Below are 20,849 nucleotides of genomic sequence, written 5' to 3' on the forward strand. Positions count from 1 at the left end.
AGGGGGCTGGCCCGGGATAGCCCCAACCCCCCGGGGAGTTTCAGAGACGGCTGGAGGAAAGGTCAGTGGGTCTCCCGGTAGTACTCCCACTCATCGATCTCGGTGCCGTTCTCGAAGATGCAGACACCGTACTCGCTGCCGTCTGGGTTCTTCCGGATCTCGTATCTGTGCCCCTGCTCCACACACCAGACAGCGGCAGGGTTTGCGACACCGGCGTTCCCGCCACATTTGGCGCACGCCCAGGGGATGTCGATTATCTCAAGCGGCGTCCCCCACTGCTGAATCGTCGCGGTATCCCTCTTCACCTCTCCGACGAAGGTGAGGCGCATCCCGTCAACCCGGTAGGTCTCGTTCAGGTTGAGCGGCAGGTAGCGGCCACCCTTGTCGGCGATGATCCCGTAGAACCCGCCCTCAAGGTCGATGTAGGTCACTGTCCCCGTGCCCGTAACCACCTGCCGGGAGCCATCATCGGTCTCCTCGATCTCGACGATCTTCACAGGTGTTCCCCACTGCTGGATCGTCGCGGTATCGTTCACAAAATCGGCAGAGAACCGGACACGAAGACCGTCCTTCTCGTAATCCGCCGGAAGATCGAGCGGAAGGTAACGGCCACCATCGTCGGCAACTATACCGTAGAATCCGCCCTCAAGGTCGATGAAGACAACCGTGCCATTGCCAGAGAGACGAACATCCACCGTATCATCACCCCCGGCAGCCATGCACCCGCAGGCCAGGATGGCCCCAAACAGGGTGACCAGAACAACCAGGTATCCTGTACTTGATCCCGTCATAGGCATCAACAGGGATCCATTCTACCGCTCCCGGTAAGTAGGTTGCCTTAACTACGAAGAAATTCGAACCTATTCACCAGGAGGGGCGTGATGAAGAGGTTCCAGGATTTTGTGGCCCGGTGGATCTCACCGTCCCCCGACACCGCCGCCACCGAAACCGCCGCCACCGCCGAAAGACCCGCCACCAGCACCGGCCACACCACTGCCACCGCCTGATGGCGGGGAGAAGAGGAGTATAGGGGCAAAGATCACTGGCATGCTCGAGTAGAGCGGCACCCCTACGTCCGGGAGGTTCACATTCAGACTCTTCATCGCCGCTTCGACCTTATCCCCGAGACCGAGCGCTGTCCCGTAGACAAGCCACTCCCCCCACATGGAGAGATCCTCTGGCGAGTAATCCCTGATCAGGGCAAGATCGGAGAGGAACCTGGCAAACGCGTCCCACTCGAGTTTCTCCCGGTAACTCTCGCCCTTCCAGAACCCAAACAGTGTCGAGGGGAAGAGGGCCGCAATACCGACCTGGATTGCGGCTATGAGAGAGAGGACAGCGGCGGGCACCAGGAGATAGGCCGCGCCAGGTGCAATGAGAAACAGGAGGATGGACAAACCACAGGGGATGGCCCCGAGGAAGGCGAGCGGCAGGATCAGCGTCCTGCCGTCCTTGATGTAGCGATAGGCAAACGAGGTATCCACATCGCGTGTAAGCGCCGCAAGCGACTGCTGGTACTGCACGATCCGGTGCTGGTAACCCGGACTCCGCCTGGCGGTCCTGGCGAGGTCCTCAAGATCGGCGGTGTCCACAACATGGTCATCGGCGAGATTTGCAAGGAAGTTTAAAACCCGCTGCTCGTATGGGTCGGTGGACTCAGTCGAGAGTATCCGGACCGTAACCCCTTTGCCCTCGGGTTTTTCGGTCACCAGGATCTTCTTCTGCCGGTGAAGGTCAAGGAGCGTCGCGTAGAACCCGTCCTCATCGAAATCAAGTGCGTCCCCCTTGAACAGGAGGTTCACCTGCCAGGGCTTTAGCGCGGTGTTCGGCGTGAAACTGAGGTATTCAGGGACAGTGAAGGACTTCTCCCTGCCGTAGCGGAGGTAGACACCAAGGAAGATGAACGGCATAAGGAGCACGAGAACGTTTCCAAGAACGTGGAGGACGCCCGCCGCACCATACAGTATCGGCGGCCATCGGTTGGCGTCGGCCGCCTGTTGCCGGACGTCGCTGACATATGTCGGGAAACAGCTGATCTCCTCCATGAAAGCCGGGTCAAGGATCATCTCGATGTTCAGGGCATCGTTCTCTGGAGCATTTCCTGTTATGACCACAGCCTCTCCCGTCCGCTCGACCGCGAGGGTCGGGGGATGGGTGTAGACCTCCTCGATCATACCGGCAAACGGCAGCGTGACCCGGATATCCCGGAATGGGACATGCTCATCCACAAGTTTCAGGTTCAGGTGAGCCCATTCCCTGTCATACTCGACCGGCGGCCGGAGAACGTAACGATACTCCACTGTGTAGGTGCCGGGGGCGAAGTAATCCGGGTTAAAGATACCGACCTCGTTATCGAGTGCAAGGTTCTGGATCGTCCCGATCTCATCAGAACCGGCTGTCCCTGTGATAGTCCTTACCTCGCCCCTGTAATCCCTGACATACCCGATGGTTCCGGCAGAGGAGGTCATCCCGGAAAATTCGATATGCGGCCGGTCGATAGCATGAAAGGAGAGCGGTGCGTCCCAGTAGCGGAAAAGCATCCGGTACTCCCCCGGTACGCTGACGTCGTAGGTATAGCGCTCGATTAGTGTTCCGTTCCCGTAGAAGACAGCATCGTAGTGCTCAACCTCGAGGCCGCCCGCAAAGAATCCGGGGAGGGCGTTTGCTCCGGCAACCGCCATGACCCCTATGAGCAGGGTGAGGACGGTCAGGGTGAGTATCTGCTGTCGTTCGGTCATCCGCATGGTCTTATCCGGATCAGAACGCTATCGTCGGAACCCTTTCGGTCTCCTCGCCAAACTCCAGGTACTCAATCTTCGTGAAGCCCATCATCCGGGCGATAAGTTTCGAGGGGATCGTATCGATCATTGTGTTGTACTGCTGGGCGATGTTGTTGTAGGTGTAACGGTGCCGCGCGATCTCGTTCTCGACCTCTCTAACCGCGCTCATAAGGTCATTCACCGTCTGCGAGGTCTTGAGGTCAGGATAGTTCTCCGCGACAGCGATAAGCCGTCCCAGCACCGAGCGAGACTCCCGCTCAAGTTCGCTCAAATCCGCCGGTCCGGCGCTGCCGATACGCGCCCGCATCCCGGTCACCCCGGTCAGGGTCTCCTTCTCGAACGCCGCATAACTCTTTACAGCGCCGAGGAGCTGCTCGATCATGTCAAGCCGCTTCTTCATCGCGACCTTTACCTGTCCTATCGTCGCCTCAGCGGAATTTTTCAGGGAGAAGAACCGGTTGTAGGCGCTGATCGAGAATGCCACCACACCGATGACGACCAGCACCACCACGACAATGAGAATTATGGAGACGATATCCAAGGTTTGCCACCAATAAACTGTGTGCCCTGCAGCGTATTAAGAGCTAGCCATTAATATCGCACAGATATGCAGTAGACGACCTTTGCGTGGAAGATGGGGCAGGGTCAGGCGCATGAAGCATGCTTCTGGTCATCCGGGTCTTCTGCGATCTCCTCGCCGGAACTCACCATCGCCACGACCCTGCCATCCGTGTCACGGAGGAGGGCGTTGTGCCAGAGGACCTGCCGCTCCCGGCCATCGCGGGTGACTACCGGGCTCTTCTCAGAATGGGGTGGCTCTACCCCCCCGACCACCAGCCGCTGAAAGTTCCGCTGGAGCCTCTCGCGCAGACGCTCCGGAACGACCGTCATAAACCAGTTCTTACCTGTGAGTTCCCCCTCGGCATAGCCCAGGATCTCGTTTCCCTTCCGGTTGACGAGATCGATTGTGCCATCCGCCCCGATCACCGCGATCATAACACCCGCAGCCTCAAGGTAGCCCTTGGCCCGGTCGCGCTCGGCGACAAGGCGGTTCTCGGCGGATACGCGATCGGTGATATCCTCGGCGATCCCGAGAACGTATTTAAGGACACCCCGCGAGTTGTAGATCGGGATCTTCTTCAGCATGAGTGTCCGGCCACCGGAGAGAGAGATCCGCGCCTCCACGGGCGCAGAACGCCCGGCGATATCGCGGTCACCGTCGGCGAAGAACGTTGCCATCTCCTGCGGAAAGATCTCATCCGCCCGTTTTCCGGCCATCTCCTCCCGTGTAACCCCAAGAAAGATCTCGGCGGCTTTGTTCGCGAAGACGAACCTGTCCCTCTCGATCTCCCGGACAAAGACCATGCTCGGGATGTTGTTGACCACGGAGTAGAGGAACGACTTCCACTGCGCCACCCTTTTTAAGGCACGCGCCCGGTCGGTTACGTCGCGACAGACCATCCGGTAACCGGTGAAGTCCCCGATCATATCGTAGATCGGTGTCCCGCTCACCTCGAGAATTACTGGACTCCCGTCACGATGGAGCATCGTCCACTCAAAGAGGACACGCGGCCTCGGATCGGCGAAGAGAGCATCAAACTGCTCTCTCACCTTTCTGGCATCCTCCGGGGGCATGAAATCGAATGGCGTCTTCTGGAGCATCTCTTCCGGGGTGTAGCCAAGGATCTCCATGCTTTTTGGGCTGACGTAAGAGAAGGTGGAGTCCCCTTCAACGTTCAGTATCAGGTCGCTGATGTTCTCGACCAGGCTCCGGAAGAGCGACTCGCTCTCGCGCAGCGCTTCCTCGGCACGCCGCGCCTCGGTGATGTTCTCAAGGATGATGGTGACGCCGGGCGTGCCGTCATTGAAGACCGTGGGCAGGAACTTGACCCGGAAGAAGAGTTCATCGCTGTGCCGGAGGAAGCGGAGCTCCTCGGTGGATTCACGGCTGTTCAGGGCGTCGGTGATCCGGCTTCGTATCAGCGGGTGGTCAAACGCAGCAAGCGGCGATGTCTCGATGGGTTTCCCGATGATCTTGTCCCTTTCTCTCCCGGCAAATGCACATATGGCATCGTTTGCCTGAACCACCCTGCGATCCCGGTCGAGCACCAGCACGAGATCGGAGGAGAAGTTGAGCATGGCGGCTATGGGAACCCGCTGCGAGGGATAAAAAACCTTGGCCTTACCGTATGTCTTCATCTCCACCTGCCCGGCCACCAGGAGGACGTCGAGGTAGCGGGAGACGGTGTTCCGGTTGATCCCTACGGCTGCTGCGAGATCTGAGACGGACATCCCGCGAGGTTGCTCTTTGAGAGCAGCAAGCAGGAGAGAGAGTGGATCGGTGGTGGAGCCCATGCGCAGAGGAGTGTTTATCGGCCGGAGTTATAGTATTTTATGCTTTTTGCCATTCAACGGTGCCAGTATACAACGCAAGACCATAATGCATGGCAATGAACAAAAACTTTATCACTTAATCCGATCAATTCATGATCCCCGGGGTCGGAAAAAAGGGGAATCTCTCCGACAGGCACCGGATCATGCGGGCACAGGTGATCCGGTCTGGCCGGGAACGGTGAACGGAAACCTTCACCACGCTGACTGTATCAAAGATCAGGTGTACCTGGCGCTTTTCAGGTACATCTGGGCACACCTCTCTGAACACTAAACCTCCGATGGATGCCCTGCGGCGCCGGGACGGGCGGCACAACCGTCTCCGGGCCACATGCAGGCATCGCATGGTTATCACACACCCTCCAATATTCCTTTTTGCCCATGACTCATGGTGCGCCGGCGCCTGAGAGAAGCGACCCCAGCGTCCGGGGAAGGTCCTCTTTTGCCGTGATGACTTCGGCGGACTCCTCAAGCATGAGGTTGACCCTTTCGTGGTATCCAGCGATACGAAAGTCGGTGCGGAGCGCGACGAGAGGTTTGCCAAGAGCGTAAGCATACCCCATCTCCCAGGATGTGCCTGAGTCTGCATCCGCACCGTCGATGACCGCAACGACGAGATCGGCGTCGCGGAGCGCCTCAAGATGCCTTGAGAATATGACCCTGTGCTCGTCCCGGCACCGGGTGTGGCTGGTATCCCCCACCTCCTGGGGGAGATAGACATCGAAGAGGTGCGCCTCGAGGAGATCGCGGAGCATCAGGTTGTAGACCCGCTCCGCTTCCGAGAAGAGCGGCGCGGCAAGGTAGACGCGGTAGCGCGCAAACTCCCTGACGTCGATCGCCCGGATATCCGGGAACCTGGCAATAAACGCTCCGCGCCCTGGCTCTTTTTCGGAGGAGCGGTAGGTCATATTGACCCCGCAGGCTGGAGAGGAGTCCACCCCCACTATCGCAAGCGGCGGCTCCCCCCGTTCCCTGATCGCGTTACGAACATCCGCCTCGAGCGCATCCAGGAGCGCTGAAAACTCATCGGTTGCGAGCCGCTCCATAAACGAGCCCGGTTCCCGGTCGGCGCCAAGGTAAATCGTCTCCGGGCAGGGGAGCGGGACCATCTCGATCGAGAAACGCCGGCAGCGCTCGACGGCGCGGAGGAAGGAGCGAATGTCCTCCCGGGTCGTTATCCCCCGGGCGCGGCAGGCGGGATCGAGGATGCAGGGAGCGGCAAGTACGTACATTGATACTACCTGGGCGGCCTACCATAACAAGACAGATGATACCGCTCTACATCTACCGGGACAACACCTGTGACCCGGCGAAGTGCACGGCAAAGAAACTCGCAAGGCGCGGACTTGCCCGTATCGTCCCGGCAATCGCAAAGATCCCGCGTTCGACCATCCTCCTCGACCCTACCGCCGAGAGAGCGCTCTCCCCCGCCGACCGTAACCTCCCCTCGATAACAGCGCTAGACTGCTCCTGGGAGGTTCTCGATACAGGAGCCGTCGCCTCGTGGCGCAACCGCCGGGCACTGCCGTTCCTGGTGGCCGCAAACCCGGTGAACTTCGGCCGACCGTTCAGGCTGACAACGGTGGAAGCGATGGCAGCAGCGCTCTACATCCTGGGAGAGAAGGAAGATGCAAAAACCATTCTGGCGCCGTTTGGGTGGGGGCTCCGGTTCCTTGAGGTGAACGCCGAACCCCTGGAAGACTACGCAGGAGCAAAGGACAGCGCCGAGGTGGTCGCCCTCCAGGCGCTCTACATGTGAGATGCCTCCTGCGGCCTTTGGATGAGTCAACACCTCATACATCGCCAAAACCTTTCCTTCCGCTCACCGGAAACAGGGGTACAATTTTGAAACGTCGCCCTCTTCCCCAAACAGCATCTTTTTATATATTCAACCATGGTCTCGCAGACAGAGACAAGGAGGTAATCAGAAGATGGATACCGAAAGAGAGAGGGTTCTCCTGGCGCTGCGATTGCTCTTTTCGAACGGCGGCGATGTCGGGGCATCCGCCGGTGGCGACGGTCTTTTCCATCGTCGGGACGCTGCTCCTCCTCGATAGAGCGGCGTTTTTCGAGGGAGCAATAGTCGCGACGCCGCCGGTAGTTGGTTGCGGGGTGATCGAAACAGATTACGGCAAGATCCCGGCGCCTTCGCCTGCCACCCTCGATATCCTGACACGGCACCGGTTCCCCTTCACCTCCGCCCCCATCAATATGGAGATGACAACCCCAACAGGGGCGGCGCTGCTCACCGGTCTTGCGGAGCGCGCGCTACAGCAATACCCGACCATGGTTCCCGTCAGGGTCGGCCACGGCAGCGGCGGCCGCGATATTCCTGGACGGCCCGACCTGCTCAGGGTTGTGGAGGGAGAGAGCCTCCCCGCCGGGGAGGAGCGCATGATCATCCTTGAGACCAACCTCGACGACACCTCGGGGGAGGTGATCGGCTATGCGGTCGAGCGCCTCTTTGCGGAAGGGGCGGTGGATGTCTTTGTCACCCCGGCGCTCGGGAAGAAGAACCGGCCTGTCAGTGTCATTTCTGTGATGACAACGGCAGGGGAGGAGGATAACCTGATCAGGGTTCTAATGGAGGAGACCGGTAGTCTGGGGGTGCGGGTGTATGAGTTCCGGAAGGTTGTGGCCGCCCGTAAGAAAGAGACAATGCTAATCCGGGTCGGTGAAAGGGAGCGTTCCGTCCGGGTAAAGACCTCGACCATAGATGGCCGCCTTATCGCCCAGAAACCCGAATATGAAGATCTTGCGGCAATCGCACGCGAAGAGGGGATCCCTCTCCGATTTGTGGATGAAGAGGCCAGACTGCGTTTATCGGAACGAAGAAGGGGCTACAACCCCAGAGGGGGTGCAGGGGGTGGATGCCCACCCGACCGCACAAACGCGGCGAACTCCGCACGCGACGAGTGAATACCGGCACGTCCCCCCGGGACGTGCGCCACTCGCATCTACAGTTCTCTCATGTCACCGGGGTATTGGCTCCCCACCTAATTAGAGGATGGAGGCGATATTTATAGGATCCTATTTCATATCGACCACCAATCGGAGGCCATCGATCCAACAACCTCATCCAGGGGATCAGCAGCTCACCCCGGGCGACCATTGAGGATACGCTCGGTGAGATATGGTCGAGCGTTGCGGCGCTGTCCCCCGGCGGTTTCGATTCTTACCTCGCCGTCGCGGTGGGACTGATCACTATATCCGCGGGGTGAACCTGCTCGGGATCTGAGATCAAGCCTCAATGCGGGTGTACTTTTGCAGGGAGCGCGATCCATCAACGAGCACTACCACGAGCAGCTCGTGAGCCTCAAGAGGGAAGAGGATCTCGGGGACAGCCGTTGCCTCGAGGACCTCCCCACCATCTGGGCGGCGAACGCCAGGGTGCGGGACCTCCGCAGCCTTGCCGTGCAGCAATCCATCGAGAAGAGCGAGCGGGCGTTAATCAGGGTGGATGACCCGTTTCCGTTGCGCGATCCGGTAGCCGGAGATGACCTGGAGAGAGTCCCCGACCTCACGGTCAAGGTCCGGGTCCCCGGAATCGACGTATAGAAGAGGCGTTGCGGCAAGCTTTCCCGGCGTGGCTACCACGATCAGATTCCGTAGTCCGGTCTTCCGGAGGACGGCCGGGCTGATCTGCTGATTTCCCCGGCCAAGGACGAACCCCTGGGCACCGATGGGGCTGAGGATGACCTTCGCCCGCGGGTGTTTGTCCAGAAGGGCAAGAAGAGTCCGCTCATCGGCGTTCCGGACGAGGATCTCGCCGTTTCGGACGACGTCCACCCCTAGCAGCGTCGGGACAAGACCGAGCCGCTCCATGATACGCGCCGTCGTGCTCCCGGCGCCGATGATGTAAAGCATCTCAGGGAGCATCACTTCGCTTATAAACGCCGCAATATCGTCCTTTGCCCGCTCCTCGTCCTGCTGCTCAAAGACCTGTTTCCCGCCCTGGATCCGCTCCGGGATGAAGGGGACGCGGGCGTAGCCGTAGAGATGGGTGGTGAGACGGCCTGAGCGGTAGGCCTCCTCATCGACGTCCATCACCTCGGATTCGCGGCAGGGGATCTCGCCCGCCCGGCGGATGAGGTCGGCCGCGGCCGCCGGGTTGACCGCAAAGACCGCCGAGTACATCTTCACACCGGCCGGGATCCCCAGGATCGGAACCTCCCGGCCCACTGCATCCAGGACGTCCCGGGCCGTCCCGTCCCCGCCGCAGAAGAGGATCAGGTCAACCCCCGCCTCAAGAAACGCCCGGCAGGCTGCCCTTGTATCGGCGGCAGTGGTCGGGGTGGCGGGGTGGTGGAGGACGGTGCAGCGCTCGATCCCCGCCGACGCCAGGACATCCCGACCCATCGGCGCCGCAGACGTGTACCACCGGATCTCCTCGCCGCGGAGTGGGGAGAGAGCCTGGAGCGCCCGGTCAGCAGCACGCGGAACCGCACCCCGCCGGATCGCCTCATCGGCCTTGCCGTCCGTCCCCGCAAGGCCAACCGCCCCGCCCATCCCTGCAACCGGGTTTACCAGGAACCCTATACTCCGCATCATCCATGCAGTCTTTCGCATCAGGGCATATATCAGGTTCGGGATGAGGATGAAAACCCATCCCGCAGGGAGACTATAGCCGCCCGGAGCGCCTCGCACAACCGGGGCCCATCGTCCATATGCTCCTCTATCAGCCTGACGAGCGCACTCCCCACGATGACACCGTCCGCCCCCGCATCCAGAACCGTCCTGACATGCTCCGGGCGCGAGACCCCAAACCCGACGGCGAGCGGGAGATCGGTCTTCTCCCGCACCGCGCCGACCAGCCCCGCGAGACCGGGCGGGAGGTGGTCGCGCTCGCCGGTCACCCCCTCAAGCGAGATGAGGTAGACAAACCCCGATGCCTCCCGGAGGATTGCATGCTGCCGCTCCGGCGAGGTCGTCGGGGCGATGAGGGCGATCCGGTCGATGCCGTATCTGGCGGCGTGAGGCGCGACCTCCTCTGACTCCTCGACGGGAAGGTCGACTATGAGGAGACAGTCCGCGCCGGCGGCCGCGGCTTCGGAAAAGAACCGGTCTACTCCACGCCGGTAGACGATGTTGTAGTAGGTGAAGAGGACGAGGGGGAGATCGGGTGCATAATCGCGGAGCCTCCTGAGAAGGAGAAAGACGTCTACAGGTCTGGTCCCGGCCCGCAGAGCGCGGTGGTGCGCCCGCTCGATCACCGGGCCGTCGGCAACCGGGTCGGAGTAAGGTACAGCGATCTCAAGCATATCCGCTCCCGCGTCGATCATGGCCGTTGCCGCGCTGAACGATCTCTCCATATCAGGGTCACCGGCAACGGTAAACCCGATGAAGACCGGGCCGCCCCTGGCAAAGACCCTCTCGATCCGGCTCATTCCAGACCTCCGTGATGCTTCGCGACCTCGACGACATCCTTGTCGCCCCTCCCCGAGAGGTTGATTACCAGGATCCCGTCACGGTCAAGTTCATCCGCCGCGCGGAGGGCAAAGGCGACGGCGTGGGCCGACTCGAGCGCCGGGATGATGCCCTCCGTGCGGGAGAGGCAGCTGAGGGCCTGGAGCGCTTCGGTATCGGTGGCCATCTCATACCTGATCCGGCCGGAATCCTTCAGCATGGCGTGTTCCGGGCCGACGGCAGGATGGTCGAGCCCGGCGGCGATCGAGTGCGTCTCAAGGGTCTGGCCGTCGTCGTCCTGTAGCAGGTAGGAGAGAGAGCCCTGGAAGACCCCGACCGAACCCCGCGAGAGAGAAGCGCCGTGCCTGCAGGACTCCGGCCCCTCGCCGCCGGCCTCCACGCCCACGAGAGCCACGTCGGCATCACCCACAAACGGGTAGAATATACCGATTGCGTTCGATCCCCCGCCGACACAGGCAACTATCATGTCCGGGAGGCTTCCCTCCCGCTCAAGGATCTGCCGCCGCGTCTCCTCGCCGATGACCGACTGGAAGTCCCTGACGATCCGGGGGAATGGGTGCGGGCCGACACAGGAGCCGAGCAGATAGTGGGTGTCCCGGAGGTTTGCCACCCAGTCCCGCATCGCCGCGTTGATGGCGTCTTTGAGCGTCCGCGTCCCCGAGGTGACAGGGATGACCCTGGCGCCAAGGAGTTCCATCCGAAAGACGTTTAGCGCCTGGCGCCGGGTATCCACCTCCCCCATGTAGACCTCCACGGGAAGCCCAAGGACTGCCCCCGCGATCGCGGTCGCGACACCGTGCTGCCCGGCGCCGGTCTCGGCGATGAGCCGTCTCTTCCCCATGTACTTTGCCATCAGCCCCTGACCCAGGGTGTTGTTCAGTTTGTGCGCACCCCCATGGAGGAGGTCCTCCCGTTTCAGGTAGACCCGGCAACCCAGGTCACGGGAGAGGTTCTCGCAGAATGTGAGCGGTGTCTCCCGGCCGGCGTACTCGTGAAGATACCAGGAGAGCCGGCTGGAGAAATCCGGGTCATCCCGCACCCTGGTGTAGGTCTCCTCAAGTTCGATCAGCGCACTCATCAGCGTCTCGGGCACGTACTGCCCACCGTATATACCGTATCGTCCTGCTTTCATGGATCCATCATCCTGCATACCTTTACAAACGCACGCACAAGCCGCCCGTCCTTCAGACCCGGCATCGCCTCGACACCTGAACAAACATCGACGGCATACGGCCGCACCGCCCGGACGGCCGCGGCCACGTTCCCCGGGTTGAGGCCGCCCGCCAGGATTACAGGGACGCTGGAGGAGACCACGCAACGCCGGGCATAATCGGGGTCAAACGCCCGCCCTCTGCCGTGGCTTGCATCGATGATCACAGCGTCGCAGTCGTCCCGCAGAGGGTCGCCGGGAGCAAGCATCCTGATGACCCGGAGACCCGCACGGGAGGGCACCTCCAGGTCAGCCGGCACCTGGACCGCGTCCGGCCGTAAAGAGAGGATGGCCGGGAGGTCTTCCGGTCTTCCGATCGATGAAACGGCGACGGTGGTCACAGACGGCGGGACCGCCGCAAATATCTCGCGAGCCTCTTCCGGTCTCACAGACCTGGGGGAGGGGCTTGCAAGCACCACGCCGATCGCGTCGGCCCCGGCCTCAACGGCGAGGAGTGCGTCGCGAACGTTCGTCATCCCGCAGATCTTTACGCGAATACAAACCCCTCCAGCCGTTTCTGGCGATCTTTTGCCGACATCAGTGCCGAACCGATCAGGAAGGCGTCACAGTGCCGCGATAGACGCCTGACATCGTAGGGCCAGGCGATCCCGCTCTCAGAGACCACGATCCTCCCGGCATCCCGGGCCACCCCCGCCAGGCGGACGGTCGTCGAGAGATCGATCGTCATCGTCTCCAGGTTGCGGTTGTTGATCCCGATCAGGTTTGCACCTGTCGCAAGAGCACGCTCCATCTCGTCCCGGTTGTGAACCTCAACAAGCGGCTCAAGCCCGATCTCAAACGCCGCCTCGACGAACGCAGAGAGCTGATCGCCGAGCAGACGGGCTATCAGGAGGACAGCGTCGGCGCCGAACGCCCGGGTCTCGGCGACCTGGCGTTCGTCGATGATGAAGTCCTTGCGAAGGATGGGGAGGGAGACCGCCCCACGCACCCGGGCAAGGTTCTCGATACTCCCCCCGAAGTAGTTGGGTTCGGTGAGTACCGAGAGCGCTACAGCTCCGGCATCGGCAAACTCCCGGGCGATCGCCGCCGGTGTGGCGCCGTCATGGATCCTGCCGCGGGAGGGGGAGGCGTACTTCACCTCGGCGATGATCGCGTGCCGCTCCCGGCAGGAAAGAATGGCCGCTTCAAGGCTCCGGTGAGGCATTCCTCCGGTCTCGGCGGCCTTCGTCTGGTCAAGACCCGCCAGCCGCTCACCTGCCGCACGGACGATCTCATCGAGTATCATGCCCCACCTCCGCTCACCCTGGCAAGCCTGTGGAGCCGGTCAAGCGCCGCCCCTGAGTCGATCGACGCCTCCGCGCACTCGATGCCTCCGGCAAGGTCATCGGCTTTCCCGCCGATGTAGATCGCCGCCCCGGCGTTGAGGAGGACGATATCCCGTGCCGGGCCGTCTTCACCGGCGAGGACCGATAGGAGGATCCTGGCGTTCTCCTCCGGGCTGCCACCCCTGATGACGGCAGGCGGCGAGCGCGGGATACCGAACTCTGTGCAGTCAAGCGTATACGAGACCACCTCCCCGTCATGGAGTTCCGCAACCGTCGTCTCCCCGGTCGTGGTGATCTCATCGAGCCCTGCACCGTGGACCACCATTGCCCGCCGGACGCCGAGATCGCCGAGAACCCGGGCAAGCGGGACGACAAGATGGGGGTTGTAGACCCCCAGGAGCTGACCTGCCGCCCCCGCCGGGTTGGTGAGCGGCCCAAGGAGGTTGAATACCGTCCTGATCCCGATCTCCTGGCGGGCCGCCCTGGCATACTGCATCGCCGGGTGGTAGGCGGGGGCGAAGAGGAAGGCGATCCCGGCAGCAGAGAGGACGGCCGCCACCCGGTCGGGCGGGATCGCTACGGCGACGCCGAGCGCCTCGAGAACGTCGGCCGAACCGCATCTGCTCGACACCCCCCGGTTCCCGTGCTTCACGATGGGAACGCCCGCCCCTGCCGCCACAAAAGCGGCCGTGGTGCTTATGTTAAACGTCCCCGCGCCGTCACCCCCCGTCCCGCAGGTATCCACCCGCATCCCTGCGTCGGGGAGAGGGACAGGGACAGCCGACGCCCGCATCACCCGGGCAAATGCTGCGATCTCAGCAACGGTCTCCCCCTTCATCCTTAGCGCTGTCAGGAAACCTCCGATCTGGGCAGGAGTCGCGGCGCCGCGCATGATCTCCTCCATCACTCCTTCCGCCTCGACAGCGGTGAGGTCGCTGCCCGAGGATACACGGGCGATCGCCTCGCGGATCATGCTGCACCGCCTCTGCCGGAGAGGAAGTTTGCAATCAGCCTGTCCCCATCGGGGGTGAGGATACTCTCCGGGTGGAACTGCACCCCCTCGATCGGGAACTCACGGTGCCGGACACCCATGATCGCCCCATCGTCGTCGCTTCTTGCCGTCACTTCGAGGCAGTCGGGGACGGTCTCGGGGTCGATCAGGAGCGAGTGGTAACGGGTAGCGATGATCGGGTCGGGCACCCCTTCGTAGATCCCGGCACCGTCGTGGTGGATGACCGACCGCTTTCCATGCATCAACCGCTCTGCCCGGACCACATTTGCGCCGAATGCAAGCCCGATCGCCTGGTGGCCGAGACAGACCCCGAGCGTTGGGACAATCCTGCTGATAGTCTCGATGACCTCACGGTAGAGGGTACACTCGCCCGGGTGCCCCGGCCCTGGCGAGAGGACGACGCGATCGAATCTCAGCGACCTGATCAGCGCAAACGGGGTGTCGCTCTTCACCACGACCGGTTCGGCCCCGAGCACCCCGATCTGCTGGCAGAGGTTGAAGGTGAAACTGTCGTAGGCATCGATCACAAGCACCCGCATCAGTCCACCTCCTCCTCTCTGCCGAGCGCCGCAAGCATCGCCCTGGCCTTGCTACCGGTCTCGGCAAACTCGCGACCGGGTTCGGAATCAGCCACGATCCCGGCACCAACCTGGACGGAAGCGATCCCGTCCTGCACGATGACCGTCCGGATGGTTATCGCGAGATCCATCGTGCCGGAGAACGCGATATACCCGAGAGCACCTGCGTAGATCCCGCGCCGGAACCCTTCCACCTCACCTATGATCTGCATCGCCCTGACCTTCGGGGCGCCCGAGACGGTTCCCGCCGGGAAACATGACCGGAGCGCGTCGAACCGGTCGTAGCCCTCCCGGAGCCTCCCAGAGACGGTCGAGACGATGTGCTGAACGTGCGAGAACCGTTCGATACCCATGAAATCGGTCACCGAGACGCTCCCATAGGCCGAGACCGCCCCGATATCGTTCCTCGCCAGGTCGACGAGCATGACATGCTCTGCACGTTCCTTCTCGTCCGCCAGGAGTTCAGCCGCGAGCTGGTCGTCCTCCGCCTCTGTCCGTCCCCGGGGCCGGGTGCCGGCGATGGGGACGGTCGTCACACGGCCGTCCTCCACCCGCAGCAGCATCTCGGGACTGCTCCCGGCAACCACCAGGTCGCCGAAGTCCAGGAAGTAGGTGTAGGGAGCGGGATTCTTCTCCCGGAGTCTCCGGTAGACCCCGAACGGTTCGCCCTCGAACCGGCAGGCAAGCCGCCTGGAGAGAACGGCCTGGAATATGTCGCCTGCCGCGATATGCTCCTTGATCCTTAAAACAGCGTTTGAGAACTCTTCCCGGGTGCAGGACGACGTCACGGCACCGGCACTGAACGCCTCGACGGGAGAGGATGGGGGAAGGTGGCAGAGCCCTGTGATCCGGTTCTTTATAGCCGTCAGGGCGCGGAGGTACTCCTCCTCCAGGTCGGATTCATCGGTGAGGAGGAGGTTCTCGATCACCGCAAGTCGACCCCGCCGGTGGTCGAGCGCGAGGCAGTCCTGCGCCAGCATGAACCGGGCGACCGGGTCTGTGGTCTCCTCCACACAGCGGACGGGGTGTATAGACGATACCAGGTCGTAGGAGAAGTAGCCGGTAAGCCCGCCGGAGAACCGCGGTAACGTGGACGGCACGACCCGGAACCGTTCCATGAACTGGCGGACGGCATCGACCGGGTCTTCGGCCTCGATTCCGGCGGCAACCTCGCGGATACAGGGATCGCCGGAGACCGTCAGCGCCCCGTCCGGGGCGACGGCGATCATCGCGGTTGGAGCGGTGCAGATAAAAGAGTAGCGAGCGATCTTCTCGCTCCCCTCGATCGACTCCAGCAGGAACCCGGGGCCGTCCCGGAGGGACGCATAGATATCTGCCGGAGAAGAGGGAGGGAGTGGAACCTCAAGAAATACCGGGACTACGAGAGGCCGGTCGGTCGCGGCCTCCATGAATCCCTGGATTGGGGTCAGCTCTCTTCGAGCGCAGTCCAGTCCACCGGCATCACCCCCTCACCGGCAGCCTGGAGAGAGACTCTTTGACCAACTCGAGGGGGTATTCGTAGTCGGGAAGCTTTCCCGCAAGGTAGGCCTCGTAAGAGGAGAAATCGAAATTACCGTGCCCGGAGTTGTTAAAGAGTATAACCTTCTCTTCACCAGTCTTACGGCAGAGGAGCGCCTGGTCGATCGCGGCCTTAACCGCGTGGGCGGCCTCGGGCGCGACAATGATGCCCTCCGTCCGGGCGAAGGTCAAGGCTGCCTCAAAGACCTCGTTCTGATGGTAGGCGACCGGCCTGACCACCCCGTCGTGGACGAGCCTCGATACCAGGGGAGATGCCCCGTGATAGCGGAGCCCTCCAGCGTGGATCGCCGGCGGGATGAAGTCGTGCCCGAGAGTGAACATCCGCAGGAGCGGTGTCAGCCCTGCGACATCCCCGAAGTCGTAGGTGTATAACCCCTTTGTCAGGGTCGGGCAGGCGGCGGGCTCAACCGCAATGAGTTCGGTATCCGGGTGCTTTCCGGTCAACTTCGCGCCCGCAAACGGGAAGGTGAGCCCCGCATAGTTGCTCCCCCCGCCGACACAGCCGATCACCACATCCGGGTAATCGTCTGCAATCGCAACCTGCTCTTCTGCCTCCTGGCCGATGACCGTCTGGTGGAGACAGACATGATTGAGGACGGAACCAAGCGAGTAGTTGGTGTTATCGTGGTTCGCGGCGTCCTCAACCGCCTCGGATATGGCGATACCGAGGGAGCCCGGTGTCTCCGGGTCGTGGGCAAGCACCGCTCTGCCGGCCTGCGTCCTATCAGAGGGACTCGGGATGCACTCGGCACCGTAGACCTGCATCATGCTCTTGCGATAGGGTTTCTGGTCGTAGGAGGCCCGGACCATGTAGACGGTGCAATCCATATCGAAGAGGCTCGTTGCGAACGCAAGTGCAGAACCCCACTGCCCCGCCCCGGTCTCGGTTGCAAGCCGCTCGATCCCCTCCTCCCGGTTGTAATAGGCCTGGGCTATGGCGGTATTGGGCTTGTGCGAGCCCGGCGGGCTCACACCCTCCCACTTGTAGTAGATCTTCGCCGGCGTCTTCAAGGCCGCCTCAAGCCTTCTTGCACGGTAGAGGGGGCTTGGCCTCCAGAGGGTGAGGATATCCCGGACCTCGCCAGGGATATCGATGTAGCGCTCCGTGCTCATCTCCTGCCGGATCAGCTCCATGGGAAAGATGTGACGGAGGTCATCCGGCGTCGCCGGTTTTCCCGTCACCGGGTGAAGGGGCGGATCCATTGGTGTCGGGAGATCCGCCTGGATGTTGTACCACCGCTTTGGCATCTCCCCCTCGTCAAGGAGGATCTTGGTCTGCATAGATCAACGTGTTCTTTGCACACATATATACATTATTATCCACTGTTGATCTGTGATGATCTGATTATCCTGAAAACCAGTCAGAAGACAGAGGAATGGCCTATACCCATTCCACCACCGGGCAACGATCTGCCTTCTTCACCCACAACACGATGGTCCTCCCCTCAGCATCGTTAGCGCAGCGATCGAACACGGCCTGAACGGGACAGACCACCCCGCTAGAGTCATCCTCGCTAGGTGCGTGGGCTACGGCACCGATCCAGGCGCTCTGCCTTCTTTCACCGGTCACAATGGCCACGAAGGGGTGCGCCACGGGCGATCGACGATCCCCTCAAACCTTTCCGTGACGATATCAATCGGGAAAAAGAGCGGTGTATAGGCCTGGGCACTCACTCGTAGCGCAACGCCTCGATCGGGTTTAAGTGCGCCGCCTTCCAGGCCGGATAGAGGCCGGAGGCCACACTTGTGAAGACCCCGAACGCCATCCCGAAGAAGATGTAGACGAGGCTTTTTGGATGGAAGAGGTAATCGGGGTTTCCGACAAAGACCGCAGTCGTCACATACCCCGCGCAGAAACTGAGCACCCCGCCTATGACGGCACCCACAAACCCCAGGATGAGCGCCTCGTAGATGAACATCCGCATCACCTCCTTCCGCCGGGTGCCGATGCTTCGCAGGATGCCGATCTCCTTCGTCCGCTCGGTGACCGACATCAGCATCACGTTGAGGATCGAGACACCGGCTACGACGAGCGATACCGCGCCGATCCCGGCTAAAAAGACGGTGATGGCATCTGTAGCCGCAAAGATGCTCTCCAGGATCCCCCGCGTATCCATGACGTTGACGACATCCTCACGACGGTTCATCTTCTGCTCGATTGCCTCTTTGACCGCGTCCAGGTCGTTAATATCCCGGACCTTCACGATCACCTGGTCGTAATCTTCCTCATCATAGTGGTTCGAGTACCAGGAGTAGGGCACGATGATGGAGTAGTCCGGGTTGATATCAAACCCGAGCCCCCGCTCCTTGAGCACCCCAACGACACGGAGGGTATCGCCGCCGATCCTGGCCCTGGCGCCGAGTTTCAGACCGTTCTCCCGGCTGTTTGCGGCAACCTGGCTTCCTATCATGCATCCACCGCCTGTATCACGGGGGTAATTCCCCGATTCTTTCTCGAGGAGGAGGGGGATATCCTCGGCGGGGATGGCATAGATCATCACCACACTCTCTTTTTCACCCACAGTGACCTTATCGGCGGTGGTCGAGAAGGGTATGACCACGTTGGACCCGACCGCCCTGGTTATATCGCTCACCTGCCGATCGGTGAGTTTTCCGCCGCCAACGCCTGCCGCCGGCGAGACGATCAGGGTGTCGCCGACATCGGTGACCATCTCGCTGAACATCAGACCGATGCTGTTGCCCATGATCCCCAGGGTGGCGATAGCGATGACGCCGATAACGATCCCGATTACCGCAAGCGACGACCTGAGCCAGTGACGCCTGATGTTCCGAACGGCGAGATCAAAGAAGGTCATGCCACCACCTTCCCGTCCTCGAGGTGGATCGTCCGGTCGGCATACTCGGTCATCCGGATGTCATGGGTGACCATGACGACGGTCTTACCCTCCTCGCGGTTCATCCGGGAGAGTAGATCCATGATCGCGGTTCCTGTCTTCGAGTCAAGGTTCCCGGTCGGTTCGTCGCAGAGGAGAAAGTCAGGGTCGTTGACGAGAGCACGGGCGATCGCCGCGCGCTGCTGCTGCCCTCCAGAGAGTTCACCCGGTTTGTGGCTGAAGTGGGTCGCTGCGATCCCGACCGCCGTCAGAACCTCTTCTGCCCGTTTCCTGGCACCGTTCTGCCGTCCTTTCAGGATGAGCGGGTACTCGACGTTTTCCACGACCGAAAGAAGCGGGATCAGGTTGAACTGCTGGAAGACGAACCCGATATGGTCACGCCGCAGCAACGTCAGGTCGTCGTCGTCCATCCTGCTGATCTTTCTCCCGGCGATGGTGACCTCGCCCGAGGTCGGGACGTCGAGCGAACCCATGATGTTCAGGAGGGTCGACTTCCCCGACCCCGAGGGGCCCATGATGAGGACGAACTCACCCTCCTCAATGGCGATATCGACACCGTCAAGCGCCACCACGTCGCCCGCCGGGAGGGGATAAACCTTGGTGACGTTCTCGAAACTTATGACCGGCATCGTCGTTACGTCCGCTTCCAGGAGTGGTAGATTGCCCCCGCGACGCCGAGCGCGATCAGGAGGACGACCACAGCCCCGAGGACAGGGAACCCGCCGCTCTCCTGCTCCTTAACCGGTGCCACCGTGCCGCCGCCAAGCCCGACCGTTCTCGTGCTGGTGTAGAGGTTTCCATCGTCGTCCCGGTACTCGACGACCAGCGGGACATCCTCCACAGCAGCATCGACCCGAAGCGTCACCTCAAACGATGATATATCGTCGGGATCGAGTGTCCCGACAACGTAGACACGGAACGGGTCGATCGGGATCGCAGGCGAGGCCGGGGCGATCATCACCGACCGTGCCGACTCGAGGCCGGCGTTCATGACATCGCCCACGATCCGGTAACCGCCGCTGATAGGCGTGACCTCGACGTTGGTGATGACCGGGTTGGCCCGTTTCTTGTCCTCGCCAAACGTGACCGGCAGCACCAGGTCAGTTGTGTGGGTGTTTATCCCGTTGCGCCAGACCACCCGGAACGTGACGTCCGTCTCCGTCTCCGGCGTCAGGTTGAAGGTGACGGTTCCTGAAGCGTCAGGCTCCAGCCCGCCGACAAAACCACTGGTGGGGGTGACGGAAAAACCCGTCCCCTCCGGAACCACCTGGACACCGGAGACAGCGTTCGGCCGGGGGTTGCCGACCATGAGAGTGATCCCGGCTGTCCGGCCTTCGGAAAAGGCATCCGGCTTTTTAACCATGGAGATGCTGAGCGGGGTGTCCTCGACCTGGATCAGGACAGGGTTGCGTAAACTGCCACCGTCGCGGAAGTCAAGGACGAAAGTGGGATAAAACGTCCCTTCCCCGGCGTCAGCCCGGACGGTGAAGGTGAACGACCTGGTGTTCCCTCCACCGATCTCCCCGACCGCCAGGTAGGGGTCGGTTGTTGGCACAACTCCTTTGCCGTAGAGCCTGGCACTCTGGATCGCGACCGGGTCGGCACCGTTGTTCTGGACAACGATCGTGAGCGTCCCGGTATCCCCACTCATCATGACCGGCGGATCGAGGGAGGAGGAGACGACGGCGATATCCGCAGTGGCGGCCGCGACAGGTGAAGCCAGTGCCAGTGCGACAGAGAGTGCCAGTATGAAAATGTAGAGATCTTTCAT

General features: G+C 61.8%; 19 protein-coding genes. 2 read left to right on the plus strand and 17 right to left on the minus strand.

All coding sequences use genetic code 11. The features are described from left to right. Positions 1 to 62: 62 nt before the first annotated feature. The 5 genes from R6Y96_RS01080 to R6Y96_RS01100 all read right to left on the minus strand — a co-directional run bounded on the left by R6Y96_RS01080 (position 63) and on the right by R6Y96_RS01100 (position 6,403). Positions 63 to 791 carry a putative hemolysin gene (locus R6Y96_RS01080; RefSeq protein ID WP_318621635.1) on the minus strand — a complete coding sequence of 243 codons (729 nt, stop codon included), beginning with the start codon at positions 789 to 791 and terminating at the stop codon, positions 63 to 65. A 126-nt stretch (positions 792 to 917) separates the two neighbouring features. Continuing rightward, a complete protein-coding gene (locus R6Y96_RS01085) occupies positions 918 to 2,744 on the minus strand; it encodes a DUF2207 domain-containing protein (RefSeq protein WP_318621636.1) in 1,827 nt (608 codons plus the stop codon). A gap of 13 nt (positions 2,745 to 2,757) precedes the next feature. After that, positions 2,758 to 3,321: a LemA family protein gene (locus tag R6Y96_RS01090; RefSeq protein WP_318621638.1), complete on the minus strand. Its 564-nt coding sequence runs from the start codon at positions 3,319 to 3,321 to the stop codon at positions 2,758 to 2,760. Between the two features lie 104 nt (positions 3,322 to 3,425). Continuing rightward, positions 3,426 to 5,135, minus strand: a complete 1,710-nt coding sequence (locus R6Y96_RS01095; protein ID WP_318621640.1) for a PAS domain S-box protein — start codon at positions 5,133 to 5,135, stop codon at positions 3,426 to 3,428. 422 nt (positions 5,136 to 5,557) lie between these two features. Continuing rightward, positions 5,558 to 6,403, minus strand: coding sequence for a nucleoside 2-deoxyribosyltransferase (locus R6Y96_RS01100; protein WP_318621642.1), 846 nt, complete (start codon positions 6,401 to 6,403; stop codon positions 5,558 to 5,560). A 35-nt stretch (positions 6,404 to 6,438) separates the two neighbouring features. On the opposite strand from R6Y96_RS01100, the gene R6Y96_RS01105 reads away from it, so the two are divergent. Continuing rightward, positions 6,439 to 6,930 carry a DUF367 family protein gene (locus R6Y96_RS01105; RefSeq protein ID WP_214023019.1) on the plus strand — a complete coding sequence of 164 codons (492 nt, stop codon included), beginning with the start codon at positions 6,439 to 6,441 and terminating at the stop codon, positions 6,928 to 6,930. A gap of 233 nt (positions 6,931 to 7,163) precedes the next feature. Beyond that, complete coding sequence (locus R6Y96_RS01110; RefSeq protein ID WP_318621644.1) at positions 7,164 to 8,090, plus strand: LarC family nickel insertion protein; 927 nt, start codon at positions 7,164 to 7,166, stop codon at positions 8,088 to 8,090. Positions 8,091 to 8,618: 528 nt separating this feature from the next. On the opposite strand, the gene R6Y96_RS01115 is transcribed toward R6Y96_RS01110, so the two are convergent. From R6Y96_RS01115 to R6Y96_RS01170, 12 genes are all read right to left on the minus strand, one after another. After that, on the minus strand, positions 8,619 to 9,722 hold the full coding sequence (locus R6Y96_RS01115; protein ID WP_318621645.1) for an ATP-NAD kinase family protein: 1,104 nt from the start codon (positions 9,720 to 9,722) through the stop codon (positions 8,619 to 8,621). Positions 9,723 to 9,751: 29 nt separating this feature from the next. Then, positions 9,752 to 10,558 carry a tryptophan synthase subunit alpha gene (trpA, locus tag R6Y96_RS01120; RefSeq protein WP_318621646.1) on the minus strand — a complete coding sequence of 269 codons (807 nt, stop codon included), beginning with the start codon at positions 10,556 to 10,558 and terminating at the stop codon, positions 9,752 to 9,754. Next, positions 10,555 to 11,730, minus strand: a complete 1,176-nt coding sequence (gene trpB, locus R6Y96_RS01125) for a tryptophan synthase subunit beta (RefSeq protein ID WP_318621648.1) — start codon at positions 11,728 to 11,730, stop codon at positions 10,555 to 10,557. Before trpB ends, trpA begins: the two co-directional genes overlap by 4 nt. Then, positions 11,727 to 12,284: a phosphoribosylanthranilate isomerase gene (locus R6Y96_RS01130; protein WP_318621650.1), complete on the minus strand. Its 558-nt coding sequence runs from the start codon at positions 12,282 to 12,284 to the stop codon at positions 11,727 to 11,729. The genes trpB and R6Y96_RS01130 overlap by 4 nt, the downstream gene beginning before the upstream one ends. A gap of 11 nt (positions 12,285 to 12,295) precedes the next feature. Then, positions 12,296 to 13,054 (minus strand): indole-3-glycerol phosphate synthase TrpC, encoded by a 759-nt coding sequence (locus tag R6Y96_RS01135; protein ID WP_318621651.1) that lies wholly within the window; start codon positions 13,052 to 13,054, stop codon positions 12,296 to 12,298. Further along, positions 13,051 to 14,067: an anthranilate phosphoribosyltransferase gene (trpD, locus tag R6Y96_RS01140; RefSeq protein ID WP_318621652.1), complete on the minus strand. Its 1,017-nt coding sequence runs from the start codon at positions 14,065 to 14,067 to the stop codon at positions 13,051 to 13,053. The genes R6Y96_RS01135 and trpD overlap by 4 nt, the downstream gene beginning before the upstream one ends. Beyond that, positions 14,064 to 14,645: an anthranilate synthase component II gene (locus R6Y96_RS01145; RefSeq protein WP_318621654.1), complete on the minus strand. Its 582-nt coding sequence runs from the start codon at positions 14,643 to 14,645 to the stop codon at positions 14,064 to 14,066. Before R6Y96_RS01145 ends, trpD begins: the two co-directional genes overlap by 4 nt. Further along, the gene (locus R6Y96_RS01150) at positions 14,645 to 16,093 is read right to left on the minus strand and encodes an anthranilate synthase component I family protein (protein ID WP_318621655.1); all 1,449 of its coding nucleotides are present in this window, start codon (positions 16,091 to 16,093) and stop codon (positions 14,645 to 14,647) included. Before R6Y96_RS01150 ends, R6Y96_RS01145 begins: the two co-directional genes overlap by 1 nt. A gap of 52 nt (positions 16,094 to 16,145) precedes the next feature. Beyond that, positions 16,146 to 17,504: a TrpB-like pyridoxal phosphate-dependent enzyme gene (locus R6Y96_RS01155; protein WP_318621656.1), complete on the minus strand. Its 1,359-nt coding sequence runs from the start codon at positions 17,502 to 17,504 to the stop codon at positions 16,146 to 16,148. Positions 17,505 to 17,893: 389 nt separating this feature from the next. Further along, a complete protein-coding gene (locus R6Y96_RS01160; RefSeq protein WP_318621657.1) occupies positions 17,894 to 19,039 on the minus strand; it encodes an ABC transporter permease in 1,146 nt (381 codons plus the stop codon). Next, positions 19,036 to 19,707, minus strand: coding sequence for an ABC transporter ATP-binding protein (locus R6Y96_RS01165; protein WP_318621658.1), 672 nt, complete (start codon positions 19,705 to 19,707; stop codon positions 19,036 to 19,038). Before R6Y96_RS01165 ends, R6Y96_RS01160 begins: the two co-directional genes overlap by 4 nt. Before the next feature lie 5 nt (positions 19,708 to 19,712). Continuing rightward, positions 19,713 to 20,849, minus strand: coding sequence for a COG1361 S-layer family protein (locus R6Y96_RS01170; RefSeq protein WP_318621660.1), 1,137 nt, complete (start codon positions 20,847 to 20,849; stop codon positions 19,713 to 19,715).

The organism is Methanoculleus receptaculi (assembly GCF_033472595.1).
Lineage (GTDB): Archaea > Halobacteriota > Methanomicrobia > Methanomicrobiales > Methanoculleaceae > Methanoculleus > Methanoculleus receptaculi.